This window comes from Vibrio sp. MMH1-50, assembly GCF_022347645.1.
GTDB lineage: Bacteria > Pseudomonadota > Gammaproteobacteria > Enterobacterales > Vibrionaceae > Vibrio > Vibrio harveyi.
Genome location: NZ_JAKRGG010000002.1, coordinates 1 through 24,408, shown reverse-complemented (window position 1 = coordinate 24,408; position 24,408 = coordinate 1). Strand labels below are relative to the sequence as shown.

General features: G+C 45.4%; 15 protein-coding genes and 1 pseudogene. 9 read left to right on the top strand and 7 right to left on the bottom strand.

Annotated elements, in window-relative coordinates:
• Positions 1 to 376 precede the first annotated feature (376 nt).
• The gene (locus MHO32_RS02180) at positions 377 to 2,542 is read right to left on the bottom strand and encodes a heparinase II/III domain-containing protein (protein ID WP_239210572.1); all 2,166 of its coding nucleotides are present in this window, start codon (positions 2,540 to 2,542) and stop codon (positions 377 to 379) included.
• A 2-nt stretch (positions 2,543 to 2,544) separates the two neighbouring features.
• Positions 2,545 to 4,710, bottom strand: coding sequence for a heparinase II/III domain-containing protein (locus MHO32_RS02175; protein ID WP_009703184.1), 2,166 nt, complete (start codon positions 4,708 to 4,710; stop codon positions 2,545 to 2,547).
• A gap of 421 nt (positions 4,711 to 5,131) precedes the next feature.
• On the opposite strand from MHO32_RS02175, the gene MHO32_RS02170 reads away from it, so the two are divergent.
• The 4 genes from MHO32_RS02170 (at position 5,132) to MHO32_RS02155 (ending at position 9,512) form a co-directional block, all read left to right on the top strand.
• On the top strand, positions 5,132 to 5,467 hold the full coding sequence (locus tag MHO32_RS02170; protein WP_005450851.1) for a cupin domain-containing protein: 336 nt from the start codon (positions 5,132 to 5,134) through the stop codon (positions 5,465 to 5,467).
• Positions 5,468 to 5,501: 34 nt separating this feature from the next.
• A complete protein-coding gene (locus MHO32_RS02165; RefSeq protein WP_050926276.1) occupies positions 5,502 to 6,434 on the top strand; it encodes a sugar kinase in 933 nt (310 codons plus the stop codon).
• A gap of 78 nt (positions 6,435 to 6,512) precedes the next feature.
• Positions 6,513 to 7,136, top strand: a complete 624-nt coding sequence (locus tag MHO32_RS02160) for a bifunctional 4-hydroxy-2-oxoglutarate aldolase/2-dehydro-3-deoxy-phosphogluconate aldolase (protein WP_005388506.1) — start codon at positions 6,513 to 6,515, stop codon at positions 7,134 to 7,136.
• A 618-nt stretch (positions 7,137 to 7,754) separates the two neighbouring features.
• Entirely contained in the window at positions 7,755 to 9,512 is a 1,758-nt protein-coding gene (locus MHO32_RS02155; RefSeq protein WP_005450846.1) for a sodium:solute symporter family transporter, read from the top strand.
• A 177-nt stretch (positions 9,513 to 9,689) separates the two neighbouring features.
• On the opposite strand, the pseudogene MHO32_RS02150 reads toward MHO32_RS02155, so the two are convergent.
• The 3 genes and pseudogenes from MHO32_RS02150 to katG all read right to left on the bottom strand — a co-directional run.
• A pseudogene (locus MHO32_RS02150) lies at positions 9,690 to 9,844 on the bottom strand (alpha/beta hydrolase); the annotation flags it as partial.
• Between the two features lie 405 nt (positions 9,845 to 10,249).
• Complete coding sequence (locus MHO32_RS02145; RefSeq protein WP_017819133.1) at positions 10,250 to 11,128, bottom strand: NAD(P)-dependent oxidoreductase; 879 nt, start codon at positions 11,126 to 11,128, stop codon at positions 10,250 to 10,252.
• A gap of 427 nt (positions 11,129 to 11,555) precedes the next feature.
• A complete protein-coding gene (katG, locus tag MHO32_RS02140; RefSeq protein ID WP_239210571.1) occupies positions 11,556 to 13,736 on the bottom strand; it encodes a catalase/peroxidase HPI in 2,181 nt (726 codons plus the stop codon).
• Between the two features lie 796 nt (positions 13,737 to 14,532).
• Between katG and trpS the strand changes: the two genes are divergently transcribed.
• On the top strand, positions 14,533 to 15,555 hold the full coding sequence (gene trpS / locus MHO32_RS02135) for a tryptophan--tRNA ligase (protein WP_009698207.1): 1,023 nt from the start codon (positions 14,533 to 14,535) through the stop codon (positions 15,553 to 15,555).
• Positions 15,556 to 15,749: 194 nt separating this feature from the next.
• Positions 15,750 to 16,304: a hypothetical protein gene (locus MHO32_RS02130; RefSeq protein ID WP_009699822.1), complete on the top strand. Its 555-nt coding sequence runs from the start codon at positions 15,750 to 15,752 to the stop codon at positions 16,302 to 16,304.
• Positions 16,305 to 16,489: 185 nt separating this feature from the next.
• Here MHO32_RS02130 and MHO32_RS02125 read toward each other — a convergent pair whose 3' ends face one another.
• Together MHO32_RS02125 and MHO32_RS02120 are read right to left on the bottom strand one after the other, a co-directional pair.
• Entirely contained in the window at positions 16,490 to 17,449 is a 960-nt protein-coding gene (locus MHO32_RS02125; protein ID WP_239210570.1) for a chromosome partitioning protein ParA, read from the bottom strand.
• Positions 17,446 to 18,774, bottom strand: coding sequence for a sphingomyelin phosphodiesterase (locus MHO32_RS02120; protein WP_222325670.1), 1,329 nt, complete (start codon positions 18,772 to 18,774; stop codon positions 17,446 to 17,448). Before MHO32_RS02120 ends, MHO32_RS02125 begins: the two co-directional genes overlap by 4 nt.
• 508 nt (positions 18,775 to 19,282) lie before the next feature.
• On the opposite strand from MHO32_RS02120, the gene MHO32_RS02115 reads away from it, so the two are divergent.
• The 3 genes from MHO32_RS02115 (at position 19,283) to MHO32_RS02105 (ending at position 24,266) form a co-directional block, all read left to right on the top strand.
• Complete coding sequence (locus tag MHO32_RS02115) at positions 19,283 to 20,923, top strand: methyl-accepting chemotaxis protein (protein WP_005450826.1); 1,641 nt, start codon at positions 19,283 to 19,285, stop codon at positions 20,921 to 20,923.
• A 209-nt stretch (positions 20,924 to 21,132) separates the two neighbouring features.
• Positions 21,133 to 23,571 carry a M9 family metallopeptidase gene (locus tag MHO32_RS02110; RefSeq protein ID WP_239210569.1) on the top strand — a complete coding sequence of 813 codons (2,439 nt, stop codon included), beginning with the start codon at positions 21,133 to 21,135 and terminating at the stop codon, positions 23,569 to 23,571.
• Positions 23,572 to 24,014: 443 nt separating this feature from the next.
• Positions 24,015 to 24,266, top strand: coding sequence for a hypothetical protein (locus MHO32_RS02105; RefSeq protein ID WP_005450822.1), 252 nt, complete (start codon positions 24,015 to 24,017; stop codon positions 24,264 to 24,266).
• Positions 24,267 to 24,408: the final 142 nt, after the last annotated feature.

The following is a 24,408-nucleotide window of genomic DNA, read 5'->3' as shown; positions in this document are numbered from 1 at the left end:
TTGAAAGAAAAAAGCCGAACATGACGTCCGGCTTTGAATTAGTTCCCGATTTTTTACATTAATTTCTAGTGGCTAGGGTCTGTTGACCTTTCGTGATGATTTTTGCAGCAGTTTGTAGGTATTTTATGCAAGGCAGAGGCTTTGATATGTAGTTATTCTACCTGATAAGCCGATAACGCAGTAGAAAGCACCTACAAACGCTACCCAAAGGGTTCGGCTAGGCGCCCCCGGCTAAAAGCGTTTTACTCTTTGTTGAGTCAATTTTACTTAGAACCACTAGGTTTCAATCGACTCGCCGCGATTAAAACGCTTTTGACTAGGCGTCCCCATCCGAACAAAATTTAACCACGAAAGATAAACAGACCCTATCTAAAGATTAAATTTGTGCGAATGCGCCTTCCCAAGTGTAAGCCACACCGTCGAATTCAACGCGATGTGCAGCGTTTTGCTTGTCTTCATCTAAGTTGCAAATAGCGAACAGATAAGCGTTGCCTGTTGTGGTTTGCAGACGAATCACAGTACCCACTTCGTTGTTGCCAACGACGGTTACTGACTCAACTAGACCACGAGCGCCAACCGATGCTTCGATAGACTCGTTGAAGTAACCGTGTGTTTCTAGCACTGAGGCAAACACGTGGTTCTGACCTGATTGACGTAGGATAAGTGCTGGTTCGCTCTTCAAGTTGAAGTCTGGATCATTTGCGCCTGTGCGGGTGAAGAACACTTTGCTGCCGTTAGCTGCGCTTGTGATTAGCGAGTAGTAGCTGTTGTCGTGCAGCCAGCTTACCAGTGAACTGCCTTCGACTTGACCAGAACCGATGTTCCATAGGTGCTGGTAGCCGTTGTCTTCGCCCATTGGACGCAGCGTGCTTTCTACATCGTATTCAAAATCCGTACGGATGATTTGACCAGAGTAGTGCACTGGCAGGTCGTATTGGTGTTCTTGATCTGCTTCGATGCGGTAAACATCAATCACAAGCGGTTTTTCAAATTCTGGCAACTCAGCAAGAATGATGCTGCGCTGCATGTCTACGCCGTTGTAATAACCAGAGATGCGACCGCTCATGCCTTGCAGTTTTTCGTCATCAGCTTTGAAGAAGTGCTTAGAACCGAACTTGGTTTCTGCTAGCGCTGTGTCGAAGTTGTTTTGTGTCTTTTGGTCAACCGTTACTGTGTTGTGTGCGACCGTCTGCTTACAGTAAGACTTGTTCTCTGGGATGTAACGACCGCCAAATTTAGGCTCAACGTTTACCCAGCGACCAAAGCCGTAATCGTGCAGCACTTCATGACCGCGGTTAAACACGCTCAGGTGTAAACCATCGTAGTGACCGTGGTCTAGCGCTGAGTGGTACTGGTGATCGGAGCCGTGTTGACCAAACCAGATAAGCGCCATTGTGTCGTCGTCTTGCTCGTCACGGTGACGAAGAATGCTTACGCCGCCTTTTTCGCCCTCTGGACCGTCTGTTACGAATAGGCTACCCCAGTTGAATGGTTTGATGTTATCTGCGGCTGCAACTGCGTCAGACAATGTTTTACCTGAGATATGAACCCAAACGTCTTGCTGGTGGTCTGCCATACCAAGTAGCGTTTCAGACTGCTCGTAACGGTGGAAACATACTGACGTAGCCATGATTACGCCTTCATCATTGATCGAAATCGTCTTCGATGAATCGTTCAACGCTGGCAAAGTACCATCTGGGAATGCCGTCTTAAATACGGCATAAGACGTGGTCTTGATGACCGAGTCGTTAAATTCGTAAATACCAAGCTCAGGCTGACGACGCTCAATCGCTTCTGCGAATAGGTAGATTGGACGTAGCGAGAAACGGTGGTAATAAGGACCTTCCATGTAGTAGCCGTCTGGCGAGAACAACTGGTCTAACTGAGCTAGGAAGCCGCCGCTGATCTTGTCTAGTTTCAAGCCGTAAAGCGCTTTGTCTACCGCATCTTGATCGTTAATTGCGTAACCACAAATACCCACAGCGGCTACTGCCCATAGACCGTGGTTGTGTACGATGTCGAAGTCGTGACCGTAAGTTACCACGAACAGCTCAATCATTTGCTTGAACAGGTCGTTCTCAATCAGTGTTTTTTGCTCTTCTTCCAACGTGTGATAAATGCAGCTGTACGCACAAGACGCGTATAGCATCCACATGTTCTCGTTAAGAGTTTGGTGGAAGAGCTTACCCGGAGGGTTAGAGTCACGGCTGGTGTTGCTCTCTAGCGTCGGATAAACCTTCGCGTAAGCCGTTAGCATGTCCACGATGTAATCGCGGTATTTCTGTTCGCCAGTGATAAGGAATAGGCGCCCCGCTAGATCGATGTGGATGTAGTTTTGCTTGTGACGGTTATGCTCGTAACCGCCGCCTTCGCCGTGACCTGGAACTTCAATACCGACCTCTGCCATGTAAGCGTCAGTTTGTTTGATGTCACGTGCTAATGCATTTCCTAATAGGCTATCCGTGCCAAGTGCTTTGCTTAGTTCTGCCGCTTCTTCAAAGTTCATTAATAGCGGTTGGTAAGACTGGGTTTGGTAGCTCATTATTATTTCTCCTGCCCGAATGCGTTCACTTCTAGAGAGTAGAAGCCATTCCAGCTGTAGGTTTTACCGTTCATTTCTACTTGGTGTGGGGTTTGGTCGTCAGCGCCTAGAACATTGCTGATCATCACAGTAACCAGTGATTTTTCAGTCGTGATTTCTACGATGCTGCCAACGGCGTTGTAACCCACGACGCGGATATCTTTCACCTGACCACGTGCATTCACCGATTGCTCAAACTCTTCATTGAAGTAGCCGTGTGTTTCTAGCACAGAAGCAAATAGCGTCGATTCGCCCTTGCTGCGTAGAATGAATGCCGGTTCGCTACGTAGGTTAAAGCTTGGGTCATTGGCGCCAGTGCGAGTGAAGATCACTTCATTATCGCCGTTCTGTTTCGCGCTGCTGCTTGTGCCTAACCAAGTGTAGTAGGTGCTGTTTTGTAGCCAGCTAACTAGCGCCATATCTTGCACTTTGCCGCTGGCTACTTTCCAAAGGTGTTGGTAACCGAAGTCATCGCCAAGCGTGTTCAGTTCACCAAAGCTTTGGTAATCGAAGTTAGTACGTACGATTTGACCATCGTATTGATGAGAGTAGTCGTACTGATGCTCGCCTTCACCTTCGATGCGGTAAAGGTCTAGCAATAGCGGTGCTTCAAGCTCATCTAGGTTAAGCATGAACACACTGCGCTGCATGTCTGTGTTCGGGTAGTGGTCGTTCGCAAACGCGCTCATACCGTTGATTTCAGTGCCTTCCACTTTGAAGAAGTGAGGCAAACCGTGCACTGAATCAGCGCGGTCTACATCGAAACCATTCTGACATTGCTCATCAATCGTTACCGCGTTATGCGCGATAGTTTGACGTGCGTACGATTTGTTTTCGTCTAGGTAACGACCGCCGAATTTAGGCTCAACGTTTACCCAGCGACAGAAGCCGTATTCACGCAGCACTTCTTGACCACGGTTGAAGAAGGTAATGCCAAGCGTATCGAAGTTACCATGTCCCATGCCGTGTTGACCGTAGTTCATCACAAGCTGTGACACATCACCGGTTTTATCCTGCATACGGATAAAGCCTTGTGCACCGTTGTTGCCAGTTGGACCTTCGTTAAGTTCCACACTTGGCCAGAAAGGTATACCGATTTCACGGTCTGCGATTGCTTTATCGTAAGCTTGAGAAAGCTCTAGACCGCATGGGTGCATCCAAACGGCGTTTTGAATCTTCGCCATGCCTAGAATGTTGTCATCCAAGCCGTAGTGCTTGCTGTAAACGCTCACTGCAACTTGAACACCCATATCGGTAATGCTCATGGTACGAGATGCGTCGTTTAGGGCTGGGAACTCACCATTCGGGTAAGCTGTTGCTAGCATCGCCTGTACTGTGTTGCCAATCACTTTGTCTTTGTAGTTGTAGATGTCTACTTCAGGCATGTGACGGTGTACTACTTCTGCGAATACACAAGTTGGACGAATCGCATAACGATGGTAGTACGGACCTTCCATGTAGTAACCAGAAGGTGCGAACAGTTGTGAGATTTGCGCTAGGAAGCCGCCAGTATCATCACGATCTTGACCATACACAGACATCTCTAGATATTCAGGTTTGCCAATAGCTAGACCACAAATACCAACAGCCGCCACTGCCCAGATACCGTGGTTGTGAATACGGTCGAAATCGTGCGCGTATTTCACGGTGAACATGTCTAGCATTGGTTCGAAAATGCGCTCAACAACCGCAGTGCGCTCTTCTTCTGTCATCACTGATGCCACGCAAGAGTAGGCAAGACTAGTAAACATTAACCAACAGTGTTCATTAAGGATCTGGTGGAAAAGACGACCTGTAGGGTTAGTGTTTTTCTGTACGTGGAAATCAAAGGTGAGGTACTTCTCTGCGTAAATAGCGAGAAGATCTTTAACGAACTGCGCGTACTTTTCTTCTTGAGTGATCAAGAACAAACGACCCGCTAAGTTCATGTAGGTATAGTTTTGTTTGTGGCGGTTGTGCTCGTAGCCACCCGCTTCGCCGTGACCTGGGACGTCTAGAGGCAGACGCATGAAGGCTTCAAGTTCCTTGCGATTCGCTTCAATGGATTTGCCCATTAAGCTCGGCTTTCCGACTTCCTTTCTTAGTAGTTCGACTTCTGCTTCAGTCAACAAAATCGGTTGTGTAGTCATTTCTTTACCACCCTCAGATGAAGTGTGTTGTTTTCTTAAACTCTCTATAAAGTAATACAATATTAAGTTTGGGTGTAGTTTTTGTGGCAAAAAGGGAGAGTGAAATCACGTGATTTTAGTTAACTTATTGATTTTTAATGCGGTGGAAATCCTTTATGTGGCTGATATTTCTACGTTATCAATCGCTAAGTGGAATGCTTTAGGTCTCCCCATTTGATGAATATCACATATTTTTAGATATATTGTATGACAATTGAGGTGGATCGGATATGCTCTTTACCAATTCGACAGCAGACCCTTTCGTTTCGTGTTTCACTTTTATCAACATGACGGTTTTTTAAGAGAACCTTCTTGTAAAAGCATGGCTAAGAATGAAGTGCAGTAGGGTTCGCTTTAATAGAGACTTTTTAGGAGTATGACGATGAATTCTTTCTTTGTATTAGATGAGAACCCGTGGGAAGAGTTAGGCGGCGGTATCAAGCGTAAAATTGTTGCTTACACAGATGATCTGATGGCTGTTCACCTATGTTTTGACAAAGGTGCGATTGGTGCTCCACATACGCATGAGATTCACGATCAAATCGGTTACGTAGTACGTGGCAGCTTTGAAGCAGAAATCGAAGGCGAAAAGAAAGTACTGAAAGAGGGTGATGCGTACTTTGCTCGTAAGCACATGATGCATGGTGCGGTTGCACTAGAGCAAGACAGCATTCTTCTGGATATCTTCAACCCAGCTCGTGAAGACTTCTTAAAGTAACGTATAGCGCAACCTCAGTTGCTAAGGTGACAGTATGAAATCATTAAATATCGCGATCATTGGCGAATGTATGGTTGAGCTACAGAAAAAGGAAGGTCAGTTGAGTCAGTCATTCGGTGGTGACACGTTGAATACCGCTCTTTACTTATCCCGTTTGACGAAAGCTCACGATATCAAAACTAGCTATGTAACTGCCCTGGGTAATGATCCTTTTAGCCAAGAAATGCTTTCAGCATGGCAAGAAGAAGGCATTGATACCAGCTTAGTGTTGACTGTTAATGGTAAACAGCCGGGTATTTACTACATCGAAACGGATGAGACAGGCGAGCGTTACTTCCACTATTGGCGTAATGAAGCAGCAGCAAAGTTTTTGTTTGAACAGGACGAATCTTCGGCACTAGTCGACACGCTTTATTCTTATGATGCGGTTTACCTGAGTGGCATTACATTAGCGATTCTTACTGAAGAAGGTAAGACGCAGTTGTTTGCATTCCTCGAACGCTTTAAAGCGCACGGCGGCCAGGTTATTTTCGATAATAACTACCGTCCTAAATTGTGGGAAAGCCGAGAGAGTGCCATGTCTTGGTACCTTAAGATTCTTAAGTTTACCGATATTGCTCTACTCACATTTGAAGATGAGCAAATGCTGTATGGTGATGAGCACCTAGAGCAATGTATTGAAAGAACCTCTGCACTGGGCGTAGATGAAATCATCATTAAACGTGGCAGCAAAGATTGTTTAGTTGTGGCGAATGGTGAAGCGCAATACGTGGCACCAAACAAAGTCGATAGCGTGATTGATACGACGGCAGCAGGTGACTCTTTCAGTGCAGGCTTTTTGGCGAAGCGTTTGACTGGTGGTAACGCGGCTGAATCAGCTTACTCTGGTCATTGTATGGCTGGTGAGGTTATTCAGCACAAAGGTGCCATCATTCCACGTGAAGTGATGCCCGATCTTCCTTTGTAATTCTTTTGCGGAGTGTTGAATAATCGGCGCTCCGCAGTGATTTATTGAACTCAAGTTAACGACGATGAGTACACTCTTATGACGACATTAAACGAACAATTAGCAAACCTAAAAGTAATTCCTGTTATTGCCATCAACAAAGCAGAAGATGCGATTCCTCTAGGTCGCACTTTGGTTGAAAACGGTATGCCTTGCGCTGAAATCACGTTCCGCACAGAGTGTGCTGCAGAAGCGATTCGTGCTATGCGCGCTGAGTTCCCAGAAATGTTGATTGGTGCGGGTACAATCTTAACTAATGAACAAGTTGACCAAGCGATTGAAGCCGGTGTGGACTTTATTGTTAGCCCAGGCTTTAACCCTCGTACGGTTCAATACTGCCTAGACAAGGGCGTAGCTATTGTACCTGGCGTAAACAATCCAAGCCTTGTTGAGCAAGCGATGGAAATGGGTCTGCGTACACTTAAGTTCTTCCCTGCTGAGCCATCTGGCGGTGTTGGTATGCTTAAAGCACTAACGGCCGTTTACCCAGTAAAATTCATGCCAACAGGTGGTGTGAGCCTAGGTAACGTAGATGAGTACTTGTCTATTCCTTCAGTGCTGGCATGTGGCGGTACTTGGATGGTTCCTACAAAGCTTATCGATGAAGGCAAGTGGGATGAACTAGGTACATTGGTTCGTGACGCAGTCGCTCACGTAGCATAAGTGTCGTAGCGCCCCGATAGAATTAGCGAAAAGAATGTAAAGCGAGCCTTAGTGCTCGCTTTTTTGTGTTTGAAAGAGGTGAGATAAAGGAACCAGAAAAGAGATTTCCTACTCAGTCGTTCCTCCTTCTAGGAAATGACGGGCAGGAGCAGGGGAAAAGCTGAGAGGAGAAGCATGAGGTTTGAGAGCTGGGAATAGAAATGCGCAGAACCTACTCCGCGTCATTCTCGAGAGCGACGAAGGAGCGAGTCGGGAATCTCAATTTTTGTATTCATCTATAATCGCGCTTGCGATCCAGTTCATCTGAAACATCTCATTACGTTTCCTACAAATAAATGCCACGCATTTTTGATCTTCAGACAAAGCACAAGAAAGAAAAATATTCCATACTTTAATGGATTTCTAATATATTATTTGTATTACAATATAATGCAATGGCTTACGTGGTGATTATTCCTTTAAATCCCAAAGTGCCAAGAAAATAAAGGCTTTTAGTGTGTTTTCTTCGTCGAATAACTTATGCTTTAGATCACAATTAAAGCTTATTGTAGTACAAATAAAAATATGAACGGAGTAATCTAGGCAGTAGAAAATGATCAAACTCGAAAGGCTGAAAAAATGACTATTGATACTTTTGTTGTTCTTGCCTACTTCTTCTTCCTAGTTGCCATTGGTTGGATGTTCCGTAAGTTCACGACGTCGACCAGTGACTACTTCCGAGGGGGCGGTAAGATGTTATGGTGGATGGTAGGTGCTACCGCCTTCATGACGCAATTTTCAGCATGGACGTTTACAGGTGCCGCAGGACGCGCGTTCAACGACGGTTTCGTTGTTGTAATCCTATTCTTAGCCAACGCATTTGGCTACTTCTTGAACTATCTCTACTTTGCTCCAAAGTTCCGCCAGCTACGTGTAGTAACGGCAATCGAAGCAATTCGTCAGCGTTTTGGTAAAACGTCAGAGCAGTTCTTCACTTGGGCTGGCATGCCAGACAGCTTGATCTCAGCTGGTATCTGGTTGAATGGTCTCGCAATCTTTGTGGCTGCGGTATTCAATATTCCGATGGAAGCGACCATTATCGTAACTGGTTTGGTTCTGATGTTGATGGCGGTAACGGGCGGCTCTTGGGCGGTTGTTGCTTCTGACTTCATGCAGATGCTGGTTATCATGGCGGTAACCATTACTTGTGCGGTGGCGGCTTACTTCCACGGCGGCGGTATTGGTAACATCGTGTCGAATTTCCACGGCGACTTCATGCTGGGTAATAACCTGAACTACATCAGTATCTTTGTCCTTTGGGTGGTGTTCATCTTTGTTAAGCAGTTCGGTGTAATGAACAACAGCATCAACGCTTACCGCTACCTATGTGCAAAAGACAGTGAGAATGCGCGTAAAGCTGCAGGTCTTGCATGTGTGTTGATGATTGTTGGTCCTATCATTTGGTTCCTACCTCCTTGGTACGTAGCGGCATTTATGCCTGACTTCGCAGAGCAGTACGGCTCAGTAGGTGGTGATGCAGCTTACCTAGCGTTCGTACAAAACGTAATGCCGGCGGGTATGGTGGGTCTTCTGATGTCAGCAATGTTTGCGGCGACCATGTCTTCAATGGACTCTGGTCTAAACCGTAACGCAGGTATCTTTGTGATGAACTTCTACAGCCCTATTGTACGCCCGCAAGCGTCACAGAAAGAGCTGGTTATCGTGAGTAAAGTGACGACCATTATGATGGGCTTCATCATCATCGGTATTGGTTTGTTTATTAACTCATTACGTCACCTGAGCTTGTTCGATATCGTACTAAACGTAGGTGCGTTGATTGGTTTCCCAATGCTGATTCCTGTGTTACTTGGTATGTGGATTCGTAAGACTCCAGACTGGGCTGGTTGGGCAACACTCGTTGTAGGTGGCTTTGTTTCTTACATCTTCGGTATCTCTCTACAAGCACAAGATGTTGAGCACCTATTCGGACTAGAACAAGCTCTAACAGCACGTGAGTGGGCTGACCTTAAAGTTGGCTTGAGCCTAGCGGCGCACGTTGTCTTCACTGGTGGTTTCTTCTTACTAACAACACGCTTCTACAAAGGCTTGACGCCTGAGCGTGAAAAAGAAGTGGACCAATTGTTCGAGAACTGGAACACACCGCTTGTGGCTGATAGTGAAGAGCAACAAAACCTAGATACAAAACAGCGTGGCATGCTTGGTAAGCTTATTAGCGTAGCAGGCTTCGGTATCCTAGCGATGGCTCTGATTCCAAACGAGCCAACAGGTCGACTGCTGTTCATCTTGTGTGGTGCGATTGTTCTCTCGGTTGGTGTTCTATTGGTGAACGCGGCGCGAGGACCTAAAAGCCCAAAGTTAGCTAACGCGAAAAGCTAACCGCAATTAACAAACTCTCTATGAAAAATCCCACGGTCAATACCGTGGGATTTTTTTGTTTATGGTGTCATTAATTGAGCCACAAACGATCTTTATCATTCCAATTAACTTGCAGTGAACGATTCTGAAAGTGTGCCATGACGGATGTTTGCGCTGCTTTGAAAACGCTGCAGTAGAGCGCGTTGCTAAACCATTCAGTCCAGAGAATGACAAAAAGCCATGAATAACACCCAGATAACGCTTGCAGTATGCTCCCACTCCTTGAGCTGTAGTCATCGATAATCATCACGCCGTGGGTCATGTTCTGCGGTGATAATGTTTGTTCTGGGTAGTTCACCGATGGTTTGTAGACGTGGCGGTGATTTAAAGGTTTCGTAGAGTTCAATCAATAATCGCCAACAAAGTATACAAGCCAACCCCATTAACATTTACCAAGAATATCCGTTGGGAGCGTGTCATGAACTCGGGTTCTTACTAAACCAATGGCGGTGTCAAACCACTTGGACAAACCTTGTTATCGCACGACGTTATTCTCCTTGCTTATTTTTGGTAAACAGGGAATCGATGGCAACATTCTGAATCCTGCATCTTGAAGCTGCTTGAGTACATATACAGTTTGAACGTAGGGTGTGGATCTCAAAGAGGGAGAAGGAGTGAATTTAAGAGGAGAAAAGAAAGCACAAAAAAAGCCTTGCTACGGGGTTAGCAAGGCTTTGGAAGCGCAGTTTAGTAAAGTATTAACCTTCTAGCTCTGCGAAGTAATCAAAGATCACTGGTACGTCGTTTTGACCAAGACCTTGGTCCACTGCAGCTTGTAGACTCTTAGAAGTCCCTTCTGCGATAAGAGACTCAGTGCCTAGGTCTTTTACCATCTCTAAGAAGTAACCAAGGTCTTTGTTTGCGTTTGCAATAGAGAAACCAAGCTTCTCTTCGCCATCTACAGCGTAGAACTTACAGAACTGCATGAATGGTGAGTTTGATGGACCAGCAGACATGATGTCGAATAGTTGTTGACCATCAACGCCAGCACGTTTAGCAACCGCAAATGCCTGAGACATGGTCGCTACTGTTGTCATACCCATGAAGTTGTTTACTAGCTTAGTCACATGACCAGAACCTAGCGCACCAAGGTGGAATACGTTTTCACCTTGATCGTCCAGTACAGGCTTCACCTTGTTGAATGTTTCGATGTCACCTGCAGCCATGATGTTCAAAAGACCATCTTTTGCGTGAGCAGGCGTACGACCTAGAGGCGCATCGATCATACCTGCGCCTTTAGCTGCAAGGTCTGCACCGATCTTACGAGTAGAAGCAGGGATCGACGTACCGAAGTCAATCAGTGTCGCGCCTTCTTTAATACCCGCTAGGATACCTTCTTCACCATAAACGATTTTCTCAACAACTTCAGATGTTGTTAGACATAGCATCACGATGTCACTTGCTTCAGCCAGTGCTTTAGGTGAGCTTGCTTCTTTTGCGCCGCGAGCAACACATGCTGCTACTGCGTCTTTATTCAGATCCATTACGTTTAGTTCGTAACCACGGTTTTGAAGGTTCTCAACCATGTTTCCACCCATCAGACCAAGGCCGATGAAACCAATGACAGGTTTTGTCATATCAAACTCCAAATATCGTATTGTATGATTATATGCTTTTATCTTAATTCCTCATTTTGAATTTGCAATCGGAAAATGAGACGAAAGGCGATTTGCCACTGGTTTTTGATAAAAATGAGAGGTTGGTTAGCCTATTGGTGCGATTTTTATTGGCTTTGAGTGATTTTTATGTCTTCGGAATAAGGTCACGAAAACGAGAAGATATAAGCAAAAAATGGGTATTTGATTGAGATACGTTTGCCTTCTGAATATGGTTAATTGTATGACAATATCGGGCGGTTAATCTTCAGTAAAAGAATCTAAGCCAAAGAGAGGAGAGAACGAGGAAGTATGGATAGAGAAACCAGAAATAAAAGAAAGGTAAGAAAGAGAAGAGCCATAATGTTTGGCTCTTCTCTCAATGGTTAAGCTTGATTAAGTTAGGCGATTAAAGGTCAAAGCGGTCGTTGTTCATTACTTTTACCCATGCAGCAACAAAATCGTGCACAAACTTCTCTTTGTTGTCGTCTTGTGCGTAAACCTCGGCATAAGAGCGGAGCACGGAGTTTGAACCGAACACCAAGTCAACACGTGATGCTGTCCATCTTGTTTGACCAGAAGCTCGCTCGCGGATTTCGTATTCGTTATCACTGGTTGGATGCCAGGTGTAGCTCATATCAGTGAGGTTTACGAAGAAGTCATTCGTTAACGCGCCGACATTATCAGTGAACACACCATGCGCAGCGCCGCCGTAGTTGGTACCAAGCACGCGCATGCCACCAACTAATACGGTCATTTCGACTGCGGTTAGTTGCATCAATTGGCTTCTTTCAAGCAATAGTTCTTCTGCCGTCACAACGTAATCTGATTTTAGCCAGTTACGGAATCCATCATGGATCGGCTCGAGTACATCGAAGGATTCGGCGTCAGTCATTGCATCGGTTGAGTCACCACGACCTTGGCTAAATGGCACAGAAATATTCATGCCCGCATTCGATGCTGCTTTCTCAATACCCACTCCGCCAGCAAGCACAATCAAATCCGCCATGCTGATAGGGGAGTTGTGGGTGGTGCGAATTGAATCGAGCGTGTTGAGCACTTTCTGCAATCTTTCCGGTTCGTTACCTACCCAATCTTTTTGCGGTGCAAGGCGGATACGCGCACCGTTTGCTCCGCCTCGGCGGTCTGAACCACGGAATGTTCGCGCGCTGTCCCATGCGGTTGAGACTAATTCTGCGATACTTAGCTCGCTGTTAAGAATCGCCATCTTGAGTGCATCGATATTGTCTTCAGATAAGTGATAAGACACCGGTGGTACCGGATCTTGCCAAATCAAATCCTCGGCTGGCACATCAGGGCCGAGATAACGAGATTTAGGTCCTAAATCGCGGTGAGTCAGTTTAAACCAAGCTCGAGCAAAGCAATCCTCAAAGTACTTAGGGTCGTCGCGGAAACGCTCGGCGATTTTGCGGTACTCTGGGTCAAACTTCAGTGCCATATCCGCATCGGTCATCATCGGATTGCGGCGGATGCTTGGGTCTTCCACATCCGCAGGCATGTCTTCTTCTTTGATGTTGATTGGTTCCCATTGCTCTGCGTCTGCTGGGCTCTTCGTTACCCACCAGTCGTAGGTGAACAACAAATGGAAGTAGCCGTTATCCCACTTGGTTGGGTTGGTTGTCCATGCGCCTTCGATGCCACTAGTGACGGTATCACGTCCTATGCCACGAGAAGTTTTATTTAGCCAACCGAAACCTTGGTCTTCAATTTCAGCGCCTTCAGGTTCAGGACCAAGTAACGAAGCGTCGCCGTTGCCGTGTGCTTTACCAACAGTGTGACCACCGGCTGTTAATGCAACGGTTTCTTCATCGTTCATTGCCATACGGGCAAATGTTACACGCATGTCGTGTGCGGTTTTGATGGGATCGGGTTTACCGTCGACTCCTTCTGGGTTTACGTAAATCAGGCCCATCATCACTGCTGCAAGCGGATTCTCGAGATCACGTTCGCCAGAGTATCGGTTGTTTTCACCGCCACTTGGTTGCAGCCACTCTTTTTCTGCGCCCCAATAAATGTCTTTTTCTGGATGCCAAATGTCTTCTCGACCGCCGGCAAAACCGAACGTCTTGAAGCCCATTGACTCATAAGCCATGTTGCCAGCAAGAATCATTAAATCCGCCCAGGATAGCTTGTTACCGTATTTTCTTTTGACCGGCCATAAAAGGCGACGGGCTTTGTCGAGGTTGCCGTTATCTGGCCAACTGTTGAGGGGAGCAAAACGCTGATTACCTCGACTTGCACCACCACGACCATCGGCAATTCGATACGTACCTGCAGAGTGCCACGCCATCCGAATCATCAAACCACCGTAATGACCCCAATCCGCTGGCCACCAATCTTGGCTATCGGTCATCAGATCTTTCAGGTCTTTTTTGACTTCCTCTAAGTCAAGAGAGTTAAAGGCATCAGCGTAGTTGAACTCTGCGCCCATTGGGTCAGTTTTGTGATCGTGTTGATGTAGGATATCGAGGTTGAGGGTTTTCGGCCACCAATTGAACTCTGTGGCTTGTTGGTTGGTATTCGCTCCATGCATGACAGGACATTTGGAGTGATTGTTGTTGTCGCTCATCTTTTGCTCCCTAACTGGGGTTAGTGTCCTGAAAGTTTAGTTATTGGTTAGCTATTTCGCCCTCATGGTTTGGTTATATTTTTCAAGGTTTTGGTCAAAAGATGATCGGTGTCATTCTTCTTTTGATAAACAGTATTTGATGCTAAATAACTCAAATTCTTATCCATTAAACATCTAAATAAAAGCATCCTAAAAGAAGTATCTAAACGTGATTTTTCAAAATACGTACCTTTGTAATCCATGTCGGATTTCATTGAACTTGTTCTAAGGCCATCACATTTCTAGGGCTAAGTGGTTTAAGTTTGTGCCAAAAGTCGTAACGCTGTGTGCAACAGAGTGAGCTGAGGGTTATTCGCAGTATTGGCTCACCGAAAAGGATTGATTACTGTCCCATTGATTACGAGTACTGAGCCGAGCGATGGCTCACGTAAATTGAGAGTCGAGAAACAAAGGATGAGAAGTAAACAGAACAAAGCGGTATTACTCGCGTTTGTGTCAGGGAGTGTATTTGGCGCGGCGCTCGTTATCGCTATGTATATTCAAATTTGATGCGTGTATGGCAAAGCCACCAAAATTGAAAAATCAAATTGTGCAAGGAGTAGGGTTGTTTTCAGCCCTGCTCCTTGTTAGTTTTAAAAACATGAAAACGACATTTACTCCTTCATCAAACTTCTTCTGGTGGCGCTCTAATTAGAGCGGCGCGGAATCTTTACATTCTTACGCTGCTGGACGGTAGCTGAGAATGTCATGTCTTTTTTATCTCCAGTAGCGATCTATTTTTCTTTGGAGATAAGTTATGAACACCTCACACGATACTCAAGAACGCGAAATCATTTTAACTGGAGATCGAGCTACAGGTCCTTTGCATCTGGGTCATTACGTTGGTTCACTACAACAACGTGTTGCTCTACAAACTCAACATGAGCAAACCATTTTGGTTGCCGATATGCAGGGCTTAACCGATAACGCGCATAATCCCTCTAAGGTCTCGTCTAACATTTTAAATGTGGTCGCGGATTACCTTGCCGTCGGGATTGACCCAACCCAAACTACCATTTGTTTGCAGTCTCAAGTCCCGGCTCTTGCCGAGTTGACAATGTACTACAGTAACTTGGTTTCTATCGCACGCTTGGAGCGTAACCCGACGGTGAAAAATGAAATTCAAAGCAAAGGGTTTGAGCGTTCCATTCCGGCTGGGTTTCTGACGTACCCAATTTCTCAAGCCGCGGACATCACAGGTTTTCACGCGACTCTCGTGCCTGTCGGAGATGACCAATTACCGATGCTAGAACAGACCAATGAGATCGTTAGAAAGATAAATCACCTTGGCGGAAAAGCCATCTTGAAAGAGTGTCGTCCATTGCTCAGTGACGCACCACGCTTGCCAAGCACTGACGGTAAAAACAAGATGTCAAAAAGCATGGGCAATGCAATCAACCTTGGAGCAACAGAGAAAGAAATCTCTGCGGCAGTGAAATCGATGTACACCGACCCAAACCACCTACGCATTGAAGACCCAGGTCAGGTTGAAGGAAATATTGTATTCACATACCTTGATGCGTTTCATACCGACAAAGATTATGTAGAAGAACTCAAAATGCTTTACCGCCGTGGTGGATTAGGCGATGGAACAACCAAGAAAGTATTGGAAGAGTGTCTGCAAGAGATGCTTCGTCCTATTCGAGAAAAACGCGCCATGTTCCTTGATGATAAAGCACAGCTTATCGACATCCTAAAACAAGGCAGTCAGCTTTCCCGTGAGAAAACCGAGCAAGTGTTGTTTGATGTGAAAGGAGTGTTTGGTTTGAATCTGTTCTGAGACGACCATCGAATACCTACCTCGCTAAACGAATTCAATTTGGGTTACGGTGACAGATTATTTCGTTAAAGGCACAACGTTTTTCATGGCGTTGTGTCTTTTTCTTCTCTCATTTTTTGTTGAATTTTATTGATAATAATTCTCATTACATTATTTTAATGGTCTCAAATACACATATTGTTGCGGAGACCAACATGGAACACACGGATATTACTCAACTGCTTATTCCAAAAAGTGATTGGGCGGCGCCTGACCTCTTTCTCTATGAAGGTGAAGATAAACTTCGTTTGAGTTTAGAAGGGGCGATTCAATTTAGTGGATTAAATAGCATTGGTGGTGTGGTACTGGGCTTTAGAATGATCCAGTATGCAGTGCAATTAGCGGCGGGTGATCAGTCTTTGCAACGTGATGGCATCAGTGTGTATACCGCTTTTCCGGGGCGTGGTGCACAAGATGCATTTGAGTACACGTGTCGTGCGTTACGTGATAAGCGTTATTGTTGCGATACGACGTTGCATCACCCAGCGGCGCAGACAGGGCAACGTGGTCAGTTCTTATTTACGATTCGTTTGAATGAACAGTCTATGGTGATGACACCAGCAAATGGTTTACCAAGGAAAAGCTATTTTGAAGCAGATCGTCACTCGCAAGACAGCCGAGAAGCAGCACTGAAATGGCGTGATGAGAAGATTAATTTTGCGAACACGCTTCTAAGTTTGCCACCAGAAGAGTGCTTGCGCGTGCTGTAACTCTTGAGTTGTGCCAACAGAATGAATAACAAAAGGTCGCTTTAAGTGAGCGACCTTCTTGTATCAAGCATTCGCGGGAACCAGATTCCTAGTCGCGCCTAGGCTTGCTGGAATGACCTAGTTTAAGTTTTGAGCGAGTAGGGAATTTCTTGGTTATCCTTACTTCTTAATAAACAAGTGAGCGATTAACCCGCGAAGAACTCACGGCGAAAATCGGCTACCGCTTGTTGATAATAACGTTGCCAATCCGAGTCCGACAAACCCGCGTGACTAGTGGCTCTTTGCGTTGCTAATTTAGATTCAAGCTGTTGCAACTCGCTCTGATAATCGCGCACTTGCCGCTTTTGCTCCGCGACCTGTAGTTCACGAGCGTGTATCTCCTCACTCTCTTGTTCAGAAAGGTAAGTTTGTTGAAGCTTCTCAACCAAAGCCTTGCGCTCCGCATGACCCATGTCTTTCGGTATCAGTTCAACAGCGCGTTCATATTTCGCTTGTTCACTGACCAATCCCAATGCTTCTTGATTGCCTTGCCAATCTTGGACTAACTTCTCAAAGGTTTGCACATAGTCTTGAGGTGAAGTCGAATCCAACTGCTCTGCCTGCAAACTGAAGTCATAGAGTGCAAACTCATCGGCAAAAATTACGTCTGCTAGTTCCCCCCATATCTTCCTCGCTTCTGCCTTGAGAAGTGCGATGCGAGAGGCAAGAGGCTGATGCTCATCAAACATTAAATTACCAACACTTTGTTGCCATAAGCTATTGAGCTGGTGGTAATTCGCCAGCAGAGCAAAACGTTCTTCTGCCATGTAGCTCTCTAACTCAGCAAGCTTGGATTCACAGTTATGGTCGGACATACATGAGTGCCAAAACGCTTCTATCTCATCCTTTAATACTCTACCTTTGGCATCACTTAACCGTCCTGCAATTGCTTTGAGTGGAGAGGGAGTATCCTTCGCTTTTGGTACGATTGTTTTGTTTGCAGTTTGATTGGTTGTGGAAGACGTAGATGCAGCGACTTGGGGATTCGTCGCACTCTCCAATACGGAAGAAAACGGCAGAAAGCTCTCGCTCTTTTCGCCTTTGCTTGAGAACCAAATCGTGCCCGCCACAACGGCGGACACAGTGACTAACGCAATACGCTTCATGGTTTGATCACAGCGCTAACAGGGAAGTGATCCGACAGATTGTAATGCTTCCACAAACTCTCCGCTGTTGAGCGTGGAATGTCGACACGGTTATCGTTAAACGACTTCACGCCATATTCATTACTCACCATTACATAATCTAGATATTCCACATTCTCACCCCCGGATAGGGCTTCTCCAGCAAAGTTGTTGATGCGAGGATCAAACGTCGAAGCGGTATAACCAGAGTATTGCGGTTCTATCGCGCTTAGGTTGGCGATCATTTGCTGGTAATCGCCAGGGAACTTCAATTTGTTCACATTGAAATCGCCGCTGTAAACCACCGTTTCATTACTCGGAATATTGAGAGATTGCGCCATTGTGCGCATTTGCTTGAACTGACGCTGTCGGTATTCGCGTGCAGTATCAGTATCGAAAGAGGCTGTATGCGTAGCGAATACGTGATATGCCTGACCACCTTTAATGATCTCTGCGTAATTCACTCCTTTGTCTGCGAAGCAATCTGTTCCGGAGCAATCTGGGAAGACGTATTGAGCCTGATTAACGATAGGGTAACGGCTCACAATGATCACGCCACCGTCGTAAATGTTGAAGCCGTCTTTATCCAGCATCTTAGTTTGGTAAGGATATTCTTTGGCGAGTTCGCGTAAGAAAGCATCGCGACCACTAGCAAACACTTCTTGCAGTGCTAACACGTCATAACCTTTGACATAATCGGGAATGAGTTCAAAACGATCACCAATATGTGAAGCAATCGCAGGCAGCGCCCAAATGTTATAAGTCATCAACTTGAGATTTTGTTCATCAGTATCGACGACTTCATCGATTTTGTTTGGAGTAATGGTGTAGTACAAATCGTCATAGCGCGCAGTGCTTGCGGATTTAAAAGCCAATTCAGAAGGGCGAGACCCAAAGGCACTAGTGCTAGAACGGTGAATATTACGATCATCTTTCAGCGTTAAATCCACATCTGCTGCAGATAAACCGTACTCAATGGTCGAGTTGTACCAATGACCTTCCATGACTTGGTTAAGCGTAACGCTTTCACCTTGCGGGTTAGACACCACAGTCTCGAAGCGATAATTCTGACCGGACTTAACACCTTCCCAGCGGTTAAAGCTGAGTACGGATTTGGTTTCCCAAGGACCAAGCACTTGCACATGTTGCTGCCATTCCTCTCCGTATTTCAGTAAATCGCTGCCTTCGTGTTTCACTTGAATGGTTAACGGTTGGTCAGAGTTATTAGTGAGGTATACGTCCGTATCTGCCAAGCTTGGTAATGCCACTAAACCGCTTAGCAAAAGACTCCACTGCGTAGATTTCATCTTGTTTATCCATAAGTTGTGTTAGAGCAATAATTCTTATTTATAAATATGACTAGCACGTTAAATATGGATGACAGATTATCTTTTGACCGAATTTGTTGATGAGTTGTGATCCAGATTCCAAGTGGAAATTGGAAAATATGAGGAGACCGAATCAGACATTTATTAAGCACTTGTTAAACAATAATTATTCCTTAAATTTATTGTTCGATGGTACCTATCGGTTTTATTGATGTAACCGATTGGACGTTGACAGGTTAGGTTGTAATAATCCCGCAAACCATTCTGTTTCACATAATAAAATATTGAACTTAACCTTCTGATTCCACTGCTTATTCAAACTCAAATATGTGATCGGGATAGCGTATAGAACATGCCTGTGATGAATTCTCATTTAGTTTGGAATTTTTGTCAGAACAACAAGGTCTGTTCTCTTTCGCACAAAATTAAAATGAGAGGTAACCAGCGAAGTTGCCTCACTTATCTCGTTTGCTATCAGGAGAACGAAATGCAGTCCCTTGCTCAGTTAAAAGTGAGAACCCGTTTGGCGCTTGGCTTCGGTACATTAGTGGCGCTTATGGCGATACTTACGGTTGTCGGAATTCAGAAAGTTAACTTTATTGATATGACCTTATCTGAGGTTACGGATGTCAACTCTGTGAAGCAGCGCTATGCCATTAACTATCGAGGTAGTGTTCATGACCGTGCGATTGCAATTAGAGATGTTGCAATGGCGCGAAATGTGGAAGAAATGCGCGCCTTTGAAGAGGAAATCAAACGTCTGGAAGCGTTTTATCGCGAGTCTGAACAACAGATGCAAAGCATGATGGCGAGTGATGTTCCTTTTACCGCTAAAGAACGCGAGATATTGCAACGTATCGATGACATCCAAGCGAAAACACTTCCTCTCGTTCAAGAAGTTATCGCTAAAAAAGAAAACGGCAAACCGGTCACGGATTTACTTTTGGAGCAAGTCCGCCCTAACTTTGCGATGTGGCTAAAGGTGATCAACGAGTTTATTGATTACCAAGAAACGTTGAACCAGAAATTGACGCCAGTAGCGCGAGAGCAAGCAAGTGGCTTCCAAAGCTTAATGCTTGCTCTAAGTGGAATTGCTTTGCTGATTTCAATCTTAGTTGGTTTTGTTATTGAGCGTAGCTTCCGACGCTCTCTAGGTGGCGAGCCATTTGAGGCACAACGCGCGATTCAAACAATGGCAGAAGGTGAGTTAACCCAAGATCATAGTGACAGCGCACAAGGCAGCATTTTGCATTCTCTGTCTTTGATGTCAGAAAAGCTCAGCTCGATTGTCAGCAATATTCGTGGCGCTTCTGAGCAATTAGCAGAGCAAGTCGAAGAAGTCTCTCGTGGTTCTCGCTCGGTATTTGATACTGCTCAACAGCAAGCGTCTCTTACGGATCAAATGGCGATCAGATTAGAAACCATGCATGCGAGTATCGATGAGATAGCCAAGATCGTAAATTTATCGGAGCAAAACTCAGTTAACACATCAGAGAATGCTCGTGATGGTCGCGAACGCATTGCTGCTGTAGCAGAACAAATGTTATCCGTTACTGCAGCCGTAAATGGCACAGTAGGGCAGGTGAAGGCACTTGAGACAAAAACGCGTGAAATTGGTGGCATCGTGAATATGATCAGTGACATCTCTGAGCAAACTAACTTGTTGGCACTTAATGCTGCAATTGAAGCTGCGCGAGCGGGTGAATCTGGACGCGGTTTTGCAGTCGTTGCTGATGAGGTAAGAAACCTCGCTAAGCGTACGGGGGAAGCCACTACTCAGATTGAGAAGATGCTGAAAGAGGTTCAAGCCCAGACGGTTGCAAGTGTGAACGCGATGGAAAGCACGCAACCACAAGTGGAAAGTTGTCAAAGGAACACAGAAGAGGCGACGCATTTATTGGTTAGCATTGAGAAACAAGCGCAGGACTCCCTTGATCGAGTGCGTGATATTGTGACGGCCACAGAAGAGCAAGTTCAAGTTGTGAGTGAGCTTGTCGTGGCGATGGATCAGATTTCCAGCATGTCGAAAGAATCGATTGACTCGATGAAAAACAATGACGTCGCAAGCCAGAATCTGAACGCACTTTCTAATAAGCTCAAACAAGAAGTGGCTTATTTTAAAGTTTAAAATCTGATTGCGACCTGTAAAAAAGCTCAGTGAGGATTCTTGCTGAGCTTTTTTATTTGAATTCATAAGTTTATCAATATTTTGTAAAACGTTTTCGTTTAGATATTTCTGAACTAACTTCATAAAAAATTATGCCATCAATTGCACTTAACTGTGCAAGGAGAATATAAATCACCGCTCAAATATATAACTAATTAATGAGTGTTGTTATGTCTCATACCCGTCTATTCCCACGTCATCGTTTGGCGCTAGCTTGCATGCTTGCCAGTGTTTCCAGTTTCTCATTTGCCCAAGAACAATGTGATGTTGCTGATCTTCAGCACGCGGTTGACCTCGCTTCCGCAGTGTCTGCTGCCGACTATCACTGTTACAGCTCTTGGTTTTCTGCTCCTGCTGACTCGTTAAATGATATTTACACCGAAGCGAGCTTGAGTCGCATTCAAACTGTATTAAATCAAGAAATTACTCGTTACCGAGGTGACGCCGAGCAAGCGCGTAAGTTAGAAAACTTAGGTGAATTTGTGCGTGCTGCTTACTACGTACGCTATAACGCGCAGCAACCGAATTTCTCCCAAGCTCTGAGCCAACGCTTTGCGCAGTCAATAAATGCGTTTCTTGCTAACCCACACGCGCTTGATCAAGGTCGCGAACAAGTGGGGGCGATGAAGAGTTTGACCTTAATGGTCGACAACGTAAGACAATTACCGTTGACCATGGATGCTCAGCTCACTGCTCTTCGTCACTTTAATCGCGAGACGGCAAAAGATACGCAGTGGGTGGCTGGGCTGAACAATCTATTCCGTGCCATGGCAGGGCATGCGTCGAAGGATGATTTTTATCGTTACATGGCAAGTCACACACAGCACATCGATACCTTAGCTGCCTTTGCTCGTGATAACGCTTGGGCGCTTGATACTGATGCTAGCTTCCTCGTGTACAACGCGGTACGTGAAACTGGTCGTTTGCTAGCAAGTCCGGATAAAGCGACGAAAGAAAAAGCACTACGTGTAATGCAGCAAGTGATGGTGCAAAACCCGTTGGGTAGCAAACACGACAAACTTTGGTTAGCGGCAGTTGAGATGATGAGCTATTACGCGCCGGAAGGGTTGAATGGTCTCGATTTAGACCAAGCAAAACATGATTTAGCTGCGCGTGTTTTACCGAATCGTCATGAGTGTGATGGTCCTGCAATTATTCGCTCACAAGATCTGACCCAAGCTCAGGCGATAGAAGCATGTGACGTGCTTTCTGCCAAAGAAGCGGACTTTCACCAAGTTGCGAATACCGGGAATCAGCCAGTGGCAGATGACCATAACGAACGGGTAGAAGTGGCGGTGTTTGCTAATAATGGCAGCTACGTAGATTATTCATCTTTCTTATTTGGTAACACAACTGATAATGGTGGACAGTACCTAGAAGGTAACCCATCAGAAGCCGGCAATGTGGCGCGCTTTGTCGCTTATCGTTACGCCAATGGTGATGAGCTTTCTATTCTCAATCTAGAGCATGAGTACACCCATTATCTGGATGCGAGATTCAACCAATACGGTTCGTTTAGCGAAAACTTGGCACATGGCTATGTTGTTTGGTGGTTAGAAGGTTTCGCTGAATACATGCATTACAAACAAGGCTATGACGCAGCGATTGGTTTGATTGACAATGGAAAGATGAGTTTGTCGGATGTGTTTGCAACCACTTACTCTCACGATTCCAACCGTATTTATCGCTGGGGTTACCTAGCCGTACGTTTTATGTTGGAAGAGCACCCTCAGGAAGTAGACACTCTGCTGGCGCTTTCGCGTACTGGTGAGTTTAAGCAATGGGCGCAGCAAGTGCAGATATTAGGTCAGCAATACAACGGCGAGTTTGACCGCTGGTTAGATTCTGTTGCTAACCAACCAGAGCAGCCAGACCCAAATCCAGATACCAAGCCAGACGAGCCGACAGACCCTTCTGATCAAGTCACGGCGCTAGCGACCAACCAAAGCGTGGTAATTAGTGGGGAAGCATACAGTGAGCAGTTGTTCTATGTTGACGTTCCAGAGAAGAGCACACACTTTGAAGTCGTGTTGCAAGGTGAGAATCAAGGTGATGCAGACCTTTACATGAGCTTTGAGAAAGAAGCGCATTACTACGATTTTGAATTCAGCCAGTACGCAGATGGTAGTAATGAGGTCGTCACCTTTGAGACCGAACCTTCTGGCTACATTAAACCTGGTCGATACTACATCAGTATTGCTGGTCGTACTGAATTTAATGCTGTGACTCTGGTTGCGACGTTAGAGACAGAAACACAAACACCCCCAACACAAGAACAAGATGATTTGGCGCCTGTAGTGTTGGAATCTGGCCAGGCAAAGACCTTAACCGTGCATCAACAACGTTACGCTGCGGTATATGTTCCGCAAGGTGTAAAAGAAGCTCGCGTATGGTTAAGTGATAAAAACAACAATGACGAAAATGGCAATGTTGACCTCTACGCTAGCCGAGCGTACTGGCCGACAGTAGAACAGCACGAATATGCATCAAACTACTGGGGCAGCAATGAATATCTGCAAATTCCAGTTACCGAAGCTGGTTACTTGCATTTCTCATTAAATGCTAAGCAGCAAGGGGATGATGTCGAGATGCTGGTATATTTTTACTGAACTATACCCAAGTAACCTTGAGATGCTAGGTTCAGTGAGAATGACTTGGTTTGTAGACGCGGCGACGATTTAGCGATCTAGTCACTTTAAATTAAGCCAAAGCCGGACGTAGTTGTCCGGCTTTTTCGTATCAAGATTCTGAGCTTCTATATTTCTTCGGCAGAGTAGGTGAGTGGTTCTGCGATGTACGTTTACTTTGTCTGCTTCTCTTACTATCGATATCTCTTTATATCCTCTACGAGCAGCTGACATTGCTTGTCTAGCTATATCGATTGTCTAGTTATGATGATTAAAAACAATCATTTAAACCAATGCGCGGTAAATCATGTTTTGCTATTTTATGACGTGATGCTGCAATAAAGTTGTCATGTTTGGGCTATAAGTTGTGCGACTTAAATGAGCGAGCTAAATGGCTCAACACTCAACCTGAAGATTAGAGAATCATGGTAAAAGCTGTAAACCCAACGGATGAAATCATCATTAAGTTGCTTCAACACCAAGGCTGTATCAAAAGCGAAGCAGAAGTTCTTTTAAAGAAAGAGGTCTACCGTCTCCAGCCAGACGAAATTGAGAAAGTGAAAAACTATGCTCAGCATTTCGGTATCGATGCGAAAGAAAAACTCATTGATGAGATCTTGGAGCTTCGAAGAGAAACGCTGTTAAAGAAGATTGCCAGCACTGAGGTGCCGAACTAGCCCAAGGTGATGCTCAATCCTGTCTCGACATTTGATCGACTTCTATACCCAAGTAACCTCGAGATGCTCGGTTCAGCGAGAATGACTGGGTTTGTAGACGCGGCGGCGATTTAAAGGTCTAGCGGGTCTAAATCAAGAATCG